The organism is Streptomyces boncukensis (assembly GCF_011045075.1).
Lineage (GTDB): Bacteria > Actinomycetota > Actinomycetes > Streptomycetales > Streptomycetaceae > Streptomyces > Streptomyces boncukensis.
Window position 1 is genome coordinate 1 of the sequence record NZ_JAAKZZ010000323.1, and the last position, 8,781, is coordinate 8,781.

8 protein-coding genes and 2 pseudogenes are annotated in these 8,781 nt (G+C 74.5%); 6 read left to right on the top strand and 4 right to left on the bottom strand.

The genetic code is table 11. From position 1 onward, the window contains the following. The 4 genes and pseudogenes from G5C65_RS25195 to G5C65_RS25210 all read left to right on the top strand — a co-directional run. Positions 1–585 (top strand): annotated as a pseudogene (locus G5C65_RS25195) (hypothetical protein); the annotation flags it as partial. After that, entirely contained in the window at positions 582–1,037 is a 456-nt protein-coding gene (locus G5C65_RS25200; protein ID WP_165301218.1) for a roadblock/LC7 domain-containing protein, read from the top strand. The pseudogene G5C65_RS25195 and the gene G5C65_RS25200, both read left to right, overlap by 4 nt. A gap of 28 nt (positions 1,038–1,065) precedes the next feature. Continuing rightward, the gene (locus G5C65_RS25205; protein WP_165301219.1) at positions 1,066–1,518 is read left to right on the top strand and encodes a DUF742 domain-containing protein; all 453 of its coding nucleotides are present in this window, start codon (positions 1,066–1,068) and stop codon (positions 1,516–1,518) included. Then, positions 1,499–2,128, top strand: coding sequence for a GTP-binding protein (locus G5C65_RS25210; RefSeq protein ID WP_165301220.1), 630 nt, complete (start codon positions 1,499–1,501; stop codon positions 2,126–2,128). The genes G5C65_RS25205 and G5C65_RS25210 overlap by 20 nt, the downstream gene beginning before the upstream one ends. Before the next feature lie 167 nt (positions 2,129–2,295). Here G5C65_RS25210 and glpK read toward each other — a convergent pair whose 3' ends face one another. The 3 genes and pseudogenes from glpK to G5C65_RS39550 form a co-directional block, all read right to left on the bottom strand. Continuing rightward, positions 2,296–3,798: a glycerol kinase GlpK gene (gene glpK, locus G5C65_RS25215; protein ID WP_165301221.1), complete on the bottom strand. Its 1,503-nt coding sequence runs from the start codon at positions 3,796–3,798 to the stop codon at positions 2,296–2,298. A gap of 126 nt (positions 3,799–3,924) precedes the next feature. Continuing rightward, complete coding sequence (locus G5C65_RS25220) at positions 3,925–4,674, bottom strand: MIP/aquaporin family protein (RefSeq protein ID WP_165301222.1); 750 nt, start codon at positions 4,672–4,674, stop codon at positions 3,925–3,927. Between the two features lie 110 nt (positions 4,675–4,784). Next, a pseudogene (locus G5C65_RS39550) lies at positions 4,785–5,048 on the bottom strand (thiolase C-terminal domain-containing protein); the annotation flags it as partial. A gap of 272 nt (positions 5,049–5,320) precedes the next feature. On the opposite strand from G5C65_RS39550, the gene G5C65_RS25230 reads away from it, so the two are divergent. After that, positions 5,321–6,130, top strand: coding sequence for a M15 family metallopeptidase (locus G5C65_RS25230; protein ID WP_165301224.1), 810 nt, complete (start codon positions 5,321–5,323; stop codon positions 6,128–6,130). Positions 6,131–6,137: 7 nt separating this feature from the next. After that, on the top strand, positions 6,138–6,956 hold the full coding sequence (locus G5C65_RS25235; RefSeq protein WP_165301225.1) for an SAM-dependent methyltransferase: 819 nt from the start codon (positions 6,138–6,140) through the stop codon (positions 6,954–6,956). A 13-nt stretch (positions 6,957–6,969) separates the two neighbouring features. Here the strand turns inward: G5C65_RS25235 and G5C65_RS25240 are convergent. Next, positions 6,970–8,781: glycoside hydrolase family 31 protein (locus G5C65_RS25240; protein ID WP_165301226.1), on the bottom strand; the 1,812-nt coding region annotated here is incomplete at its 5' end.

The following is an 8,781-nucleotide window of genomic DNA, read 5'->3' on the forward strand; positions in this document are numbered from 1 at the left end:
CCGTCGGCCCGGCCGGCGTCCGGCGACACTCCCCGCGAGGCCCGTATCGATCACTACCGGGAACAGCACCAGCAGGCCCGGGACGACACCGCCCCCATCGCGCGCGGCGCCGAGGACGAGGGGGAGCCCGGCCGCCCGGCCCCGCTGCCGCGCCGCCGGCGGGGCGCCCCGGTGCTGATCTCCGATCACGGCCGCCGCGTCCGCACCGACCAGGACGAGGACGAGGACGAAGACGGGATCGGGGCCGGGGACGGCGCTGTGCCCGTGCGTCCCGACCCGGCCGAGCGTCCGGCCACGGTGGGCGGACTGCCGCGCCGGGTGCGCCAGGCCAGCCTCGCGCGGCAGCTGAGAACCGAGCCGCCGGCCGCCGGCCCGCCCCCGGCCCAGGGCGCTGACCGCACCGGTGACCGGGGCGGGGGCGGGGAGGCCGAGCGGGACGCGGAGGCGGTCCGGAGCCGGATGGCATCGCTCCAGCGCGGCTGGGAGCGCGGCAGACGCGAGAACGGCCCCGGTCCGGCAGCGGACGCGGGACACTCATCGGGGGAGCCAGCGCAGGGAACGACACCGGAGGGTAACGGCCGATGACCGCACCGAATGCCGCATCGCACAGCACGCCGCACAGCGGTGAGCTCAACTGGCTCCTGGACGAGCTGGTCGGCCGCGTCGGCAGCATCCGCAAGGCGCTGGTGCTCTCCGGGGACGGTCTGGCCAAAGGCGCGTCCCAGGGGCTCAGCCGGGAGGACAGCGAGCATCTCGCGGCCGTCGCCTCCGGCTTCCACAGCCTCGCCAAGGGCGTCGGCCGGCACTTCGAGACCGGCCGCGTCCGGCAGACGGTGGTCGAGCTGGAGGAGGCGTTTCTGTTTGTCACCGCCGCAGGGGACGGGAGCTGCCTGGCCGTGCTCTCCGACGTGGAAGCCGACGTGGGGCAGATCGCGTACGAGATGACGCTGCTGGTCAAGCGGGTGGGCGTGCATCTGGCGACCGCCCCGCGCGCGGACGCGGCGCCCGGGCCGCGACGGCCCGGCACGTCCCGGTGAGCCGGCCGGCGGACGGGACGGACCGGCCATGACCACGGACCGGTGGTTCGACGACGCGGCAGGACCTGTGGTGCGGCCGTACGCGATGACCCGCGGCCGCACCCGCAGCGGCGCCCAGGACGCGCGGCTCGACCTCATCGCGGTGGTGACCCCGCTGGTCGCGCGCGAAACGGCGGACGGGGCGGCGGACGGGACGGGCGGCGCGGGCGTGGAGGAGCTGATCACGGCCGCCGAGGGCGGGCGGTTCGCCGACGGCTCGCTCGCTCCCGAGCACGTCGAGATCGTCGCCCGCAGCCGACGCGCCCCGCTGACCGTCGCCGAGTTCGCCGCGGAGCTCGACCTGCCCGTCGGAGTCGTCCGAGTCCTCATCGGCGACCTGGTCGAGGCGGGACTGGTGCGCGTCAGCCGGCCCGTCCCGCCCGCGGAACTTCCGGACGAGAGGATCCTCAGAGAGGTGATCAATGGTCTTCGGGCGCTCTGAGCGCGCCAAGCAGCCCGCCGCCGAGCCCGTCACGCTCAAGGTCCTGGTGGCGGGCGGATTCGGGGTCGGCAAGACGACACTGGTCGGCGCCGTCAGCGAGATCCGCCCGTTGCGCACGGAGGAGGCGCTCACCGAGGCGGGCGGCGCCGTGGACGACACCGCCGGCGTCGAGGCGAAGTCGACCACGACGGTCGCCATGGACTTCGGCCGCATCACCATCCACGACGAACTGGTGCTCTACCTCTTCGGCACCCCCGGCCAGGACCGCTTCTGGTTCCTGTGGGACGAGCTGGCGCAGGGCGCGCTCGGCGCGGTCGTGCTCGCCGACACCCGGCGGCTCCGGGACAGCTTCGCCGCGATCGACTACTTCGAGCGGCGCCGCATCCCCTTCACCGTCGCCGTCAACTGCTTCGACGGGGCCGAGCGCTATGCCGTCGGCACCGTGCGCGAGGCGCTCGACCTGGACGGCGAGGTGCCGGTGCTGCTCTGCGACGCGCGGGTGCGCGAGTCCGTGCGGGACGTGCTGATCTCCGTGGTCGAGCACGCGATGCACGCCTCCGCGCAGGCCGCGGCCGAAGCCCCGGACCGGGAGGCCGCGGCGAACTCCTGACCGCCCGGTCGCGCAGCCCCCCGCCCCTTCGGGGGGCCAGGGTGCGCCCCGAAGGGGCGCGGGGAACTGCGCGACCGGCCACGAACCCACCTGCGGACCGCTGCGGCGCGTACCTGGCAGCCCCTCTGCGGCCAGGGGACAGGCTGGACGGATCCGCCGGACACGCCCTACCCCTCGTACCACCCGAGGCTGCGCTGCACCGCCTTGTGCCAGTTGTGGTACTCCCGCTCCCGCTCCTCCTCGCTCATCCGCGGCGTCCACTCGGCGTCCCGCCTCCACTGCGTCCGCAGCTCGTCCAGGTCCGACCAGACACCGGTGGCCAGCCCCGCCGCGTAGGCCGCGCCGAGACAGGTCGTCTCGGAGACCACCGGGCGGGTCACCGGTACGCCCAGGACGTCCGCCTGGTGCTGCATCAGCAGCCCGTTGGCGGTCATCCCGCCGTCCACCCGCAGCGAGGTGAGCCGGACGCCGGAGTCCTGGTACATCGCGTCCACGACCTCGCGGGTCTGCCAGCTGGTGGCCTCCAGCACGGCCCGCGCCAGATGCGCCTTGGTGACGTAGCGGGTGAGCCCGGTGATCACCCCGCGCGCGTCGGAGCGCCAGTAGGGGGCGAAGAGCCCGGAGAACGCCGGGACGATGTACGCGCCCCCGTTGTCGTCCACGCCGGCCGCCAGATCCTCGATCTCCGCGGCCTCGCCGATGATCCCGAGCTGGTCCCGGAACCACTGCACCAGGGCCCCGGTGATCGCGATGGAGCCCTCCAGGCAGTAGACCGGCGCGTCGCCGCCCAGCCGGTAGCCCAGCGTGGTGATCAGCCCGTTCGCGCTGGGCACGGGCCGGTTCCCGGTGTTCAGCAGCAGGAAGGAGCCGGTGCCGTAGGTGTTCTTCGCGTCGCCCACGGCGTAGCAGGTCTGGCCGAACACGGCGGCCTGCTGGTCCCCGAGCGCCGCGGCCACCGGCACCCCGGCGAGCTGCCCGGTGGCCCGGCCGTATACCTCGCAGGAGGACCGGATCCCGGGCAGCACCGCCGCGGGGATGTCCATCGCGTCGAGCACCGACTGGTCCCACTCCAGGGTCTCCAGGTTCATCAGCATGGTGCGCGAGGCGTTGGTGACATCGGTGACGTGTACACCGCCGTCGGTGCCGCCGGTGAGGTTCCACACGAGCCAGGAGTCCACGGTGCCGAAGGCGATCTCCCCGTTCGCCGCGCGCTGCCGCAGCCCGGGGACGTGCTCCAGCAGCCAGGCGACCTTGGGCCCGGCGAAGTAGCTGGCCAGCGGGAGCCCCGTACGGTCCCGGAAGCGGTCCTGGCCGTCCGCGCCGCCCAGCGCGGCGCAGAGCTCGGCGGTGCGGGTGTCCTGCCAGACGATCGCGTTGTGCACGGGCTTGCCCGTGGTGCGGTCCCACAGCACGGTCGTCTCGCGCTGGTTGGTGATGCCGACCGCGCTGAGCTGGTCGGCGCGCAGCCCGGCCGCCGCGAGCGCGCCCGCGACGACGGCCTGCACCTTGGACCAGATCTCGGTGGCGTCATGCTCGACCCAGCCCGGCCGGGGGAAGATCTGGCGGTGTTCGCGCTGGTCGACGGCGACGATCGCGCCGTCCCGGTCGAATATGATGCAGCGGCTGGACGTGGTGCCCTGGTCGATGGCCGCCACGTACGTGTCCGTCATGGGTGACGCCCCCCTCGGGTGGATGGGATACCGGACGGCAGACGCGGAGCCGGGGGACGGGCTGGTCGGTTGGCCGGTCGGACGGAGGCGAGGCCGGAGCCGGGACGGCTCGGGCCCGGCGGCCTGCTAGAAGGCCGCCTCGTAGAGCAGTGCGCCCAGCGCCCCGCCGGCGAGCGGACCGACCACCGGAACCCATGCGTAGGCCCAGTCGCTGCTGCCCTTGTTCGGGATGGGCAGCAGCGCGTGCGCGATCCGCGGGCCGAGGTCGCGGGCGGGGTTGATGGCGTAGCCGGTGGGCCCGCCGAGCGAGAGTCCGATACCGACGACCAGGAAGGCCACCAGCAGCGTGCCCGTGCCGCTGTGCCCCGGGCCCAGGCTCTTGGTCTCGCCGAACGCCAGCAGCGGCAGGACCAGCACCGTGGTGGCGACGATCTCGGTCACCGCGTTGGCCGGGGGCTGCCGGATCGCCGGCTCGGTGGCGAAGATCCCCACGGTGGGCGAGGCGTGCTCGCTGTCGCGGTTGGCCTGGAAGTGCGCGTAGTACGCGGCCCAGCACAGCACGGCGCCGATGAGCGCGCCCAGCAGCTGCCCGGCCAGATAGGTCGGCACCCGCTCCCAGCTCGCGCTGCCCCCGTCACTGATCGCGATGCCCAGCGTCACGGCGGGGTTGATGTGCCCGCCCGAGAGCGGCCCCGCGGTGTAGGCACCGGCCATCACGCCGAAGCCCCAGCCGAACGCGACGACGATCCAGCCGCCCTCCTTGGCCTTGGAGAAGCGGAGGTTGACGGCGGCGACGACTCCGGCACCCAGCAGGATGAGGATGGCCGTTCCGATGGTTTCGCCGACGAAGATGTCCCCATGGGAGAACTGATCCATACAACGGCCTCCTTGTGCTGACGTGTCCGACGTCCGCGTCCAGCGTGACGGCAGTGTTCAACTCACCTGAGGGGCCGTCAAGACACGTCGCACGGATGGAGCAGCGCGGGTCAGCGCGTCAGGATCACGGCGGAGCCGTGTCCGAACAGGCCCTGGTCCGCGCTGGTTCCGGCCCGCTTCCCGGGGATCCGGCGCGCCCCGGCCCGGCGGCGCGGCTGCCGGGTCAGCTCACACGCCCGGGCGATGGCCTGCGCGGGAACCACCCCGACGAGCGACGCGGGCCCTCCGCCCGGGTTCACCGGAATTCGCCCGTCCGGCCGAGTGGCGCCCGCCCGCACCCGCACCGGGGCACCGGGTTCCGGCCCGTGCGAACCCGGCGAACGCGGGCGGGCCGGCGCCGGTGCCCGACCCCTCCACCGCGGGCTTGCGCGTACGCGTCACCCACCACCTCCTGGCGGGCCGTCAGAAGCCTGATGCGCCGCGCGGGCACTGTCACGGCCAGGTCACCAGATGCTCACGCCCCTGTATGAGGTGCCGATCTTCCGAACCACTGCCCCACGGCGCACGTCACCATGGACATGAACGGCGGCTCGGGGCCAACGGGGGTGGTTCCGGGTCGCCGTTCGCACCTGATAGACGATGGGGCATGACAAGACAGCCCACCGTCCCGCGCCTCCTCGTCCTCGTCGCCGCCCTGCTGGCCGTCACCGCCGGCACCGCGCCGACGGCGGCGGCCGCCCCGGAGCCGAGGGCGCCCAGGGAGTTCGTCGCGCTGCGCGACGTCGCCCCGACGGTCCTGCAGGAGATCCGCTACCGCACCCCGCACAACTTCGTGGGCGAACGCATCGACGGCTACCGCCGGCCGCTGTGCATCCTCACCGAGGACACCGCACAGGCCCTGCGCCGCGCCCAGCGCGCCCTGCTGCGCCGCGGCTACAGCCTCAAGGTCTACGACTGCTACCGCCCGCAGCGCGCCGTCGACCACTTCGTCCGCTGGGCGAAGGACCTGGACGACCAGCGGATGAAGGCGGAGTTCTACCCGCGGGTCGACAAGAACCGGCTCTTCGAGGACGGCTACATCGCGGAGCGGTCCGGCCACAGCAGGGGCAGCACGGTCGACCTCACCCTGGTGAAGCTCCCGGCCAGGCCCACCCGCCCGTACGTGCCCGGCGAACCCCTCACCGACTGCGCGGCACCCCAGGACGAGCGCTTCCCGGACAACTCGGTGGACATGGGCACCGGCTACGACTGCTTCGACACCCTCTCCCACACCGAGGACCCCCGCATCCAGGGCGCCCAGCGTGCGCACCGGCAGCTGCTGAAGCGCGCCCTGGAACGCCAGGGCTTCGCCAACCTCCCCGAGGAGTGGTGGCACTTCACCCACCGGCCCGAGACGTTCCCCGAGACCTACTTCGACTTCCCCGTCTCGCGCCGGTCGCTGACGCCCCGCCGGTGAGCACGCCATGACCGAACGACCAGCACACGCGTACCAGCCCGGGTCCGGAGTGGACATCACGGTGCCGCACTCCGCCCGGGTCATGAACTACTGGATCGGGGGCAAGGACCACTACCGCGCCGACCAGGCGGCCGGCGACCGGGTCCGCGCCGTCTTCCCGGGCATCGTCGACCTCGCCCGCACCGGCCGCCGCTTCAGCGGCCGCTGTGTGCGCTATCTGGCCGCCGAGGCGGGCATCCGCCAGTTCCTGGACATCGGCACCGGACTCCCCGCGGCCGACAACACCCACGAGGTCGCCCAGCGCGTCGCCCCCGGCTCCCGCGTCGTCTACGTGGACAACGACCCCCTGGTGCTGGCGTACGCCCGCGCGCTGCTCACCAGCACCCCGAGCGGCGCCACGGCCTATCTGCACGGCGACGTGCACCACCCGGAGCGGATCCTGGAGGGCGCCTCCCGGACGCTGGACCTCACCCGGCCGGTCGCGGTCCTGCTGATGGGCGTGTTGGCCCACGTCGGCGACTACGACGAGGCGCGGGGCATCGTGCACAGGCTGACGGACGCGCTGCCCTCCGGGAGCTACCTCGCGATCCGCGACGGCACCAACACGGACCCGGCGTACGTGGCGGCCCTCGACCGCTACAACCGCACCGGCGCCGCCCCCTACCGGCTGCGCAGCCCCGCCCAGCTCGCCGGCTTCCTGGAGGGGCTGGAGACGGTCGGGCCCGGCGTCGTCCCCTGTTCCCAGTGGCGGCTCGACCCGCCGGAGGGCGGCGCCGGCAGGCCGGCCCGGCCGGCGGTGTACGGCGGCATGGGCCGCAAGCCGTGACGCACGGCGGGGCTCAGCCGCGTACCCGCACCGGATAGCCCACCGGACGTCCGTCCTCCCGCTCCACCGCGACGCCGGGACGGCCGTCCGCCCCCCGGCCGGAGAGCCGCACGGTGAACCGCTCGGCCTCCGGCCGCTCCCACCCCTCGCCCGGGTCCGGGATCACCAGCCCGCTGCCGGTGCGCCCCGGCGCGGGCGGCCACACCTCCAGCTCCGTGGCGCCGCCGTCCCCGGCCACCGGGACGGCGGCGCCGGCGCGGGCCAGCACCGGTATGCGCGACAGCGGCGCGGGCACCCGCACCGTGCCGGGCCCCTCGTACGCCGCGCCCGTCGCCGTGTCGTACCAGCGGCCGCTCGGCAGCCGCACCGCACGGCCGCGCACCGCGGGCCCCAGGACCGGCGCCACCAGCAGCGCGTCCCCCAGCAGAAAGGCGTCCTCGCAGTCCCGCAGCGCCCGGTCCAGGGGGTGCTGCCACCACACCGGCCGCACATACGGCGCGCCGGTGCGGTGCGCCAGCTGGGCCAGCGTCACCAGGTACGGCAGCAGCCGCTCCCGCTCCGCCAGCGCGGCGCGCGCGTGCTCCAGCACCTCGGCGCCGAACTCCCACGGCTCCCGCCGCCCCGCCCACTTCGCGGCGTGCGTGCGGAACAGCGGCAGATACGCGCCCAGCTGGAACCACCGCAGATACAGCTCCGGCGACGGCGCCCCGTCGAACCCCCCGACGTCCGGCCCCGAGTACGGCACCCCGCACAGCCCCAGGCCGACCACCAGCGCCAGCGAGGCCCGCAGCCCCTCCCAGCCGGTGCGCACATCGCCGGACCAGGTGCCGCCGTACCGCTGCATCCCCGCCCAGCCCGAGCGGGAGAACAGAAAGGGGCGCCGCTCGGGCTGGAGTTCGGTCAGCCCCGCGTATCCGGCCTTCGCCATGGTCAGCGCGTAGACGTTGTGCGCCTCCCGGTGGTCGCCCCCGCGGCCCTCCAGCGCGTGCCGCGCGGACAGCGGAAGCGTCGGATCGCCGAACGCCGAGAAGGACACCGGCTCGTTCATGTCGTGCCACACCCCGGCGAACCCCTGGGCCAGCCGCTCCGCGTACAGCCCGCCCCACCACTTGCGCGCCCGCGGGTCCGTGAAGTCCGGGAAGACCGACGTGCCGGGCCACACCTCGCCCCGCACCTGGCGGCCCCGCCCGTCCCGTACGAACACATCGGCCGACGCGCCGCTGTCGTACACGCCGAAGCCCGGCTCGGCCTTCACCCCCGGGTCCACGATCGACACCAGCCGCACCCCCCGGCCGCGCAGCTCGGCGGCCAGCCCCGGCAGATCCGGGAACCGCTCGCGGTCCACGGTGAACACCCGGTGCCCCCGGAGGTGGTCGATGTCCAGGTGCAGCGCGCGCAGCGGCAGCCCCCGCTTCCGGTACCCGTCGGCGACGCGCCGCACCTCCCGCGCGCTGCCGAACCCCCACCGCGCGTGCTGGTGCCCCAGCGCCCAGCGCGGCGGCAGCGCGGGCGCCCCGGTCAGCGCCGTCCAGCCGTGCAGCACCCGGGCCGGGGCGCCTACCAGCACCCAGTAGCGCAGCGGGCCGCCGCTCATCCGCACCTCGCACCGGCCCGGCCGGTCGTGCCCCGAGCCCTGCCCCTCGACGCCGTCGCGCAGGGTGACGTACCCGTCCCAGGAGTTGTCGTGGAAGACCAGATGTGTGCCCGCGTCCGCCACGCTCAGCAGCACCGGCATGGTGAGGTACAGCGGATCCTGGCCGGCCGCGAACGGGCCGGGGTCGGTGTTCCACAGCCGGTACACACCCGCCCGCAGCCGGGGGCCCGC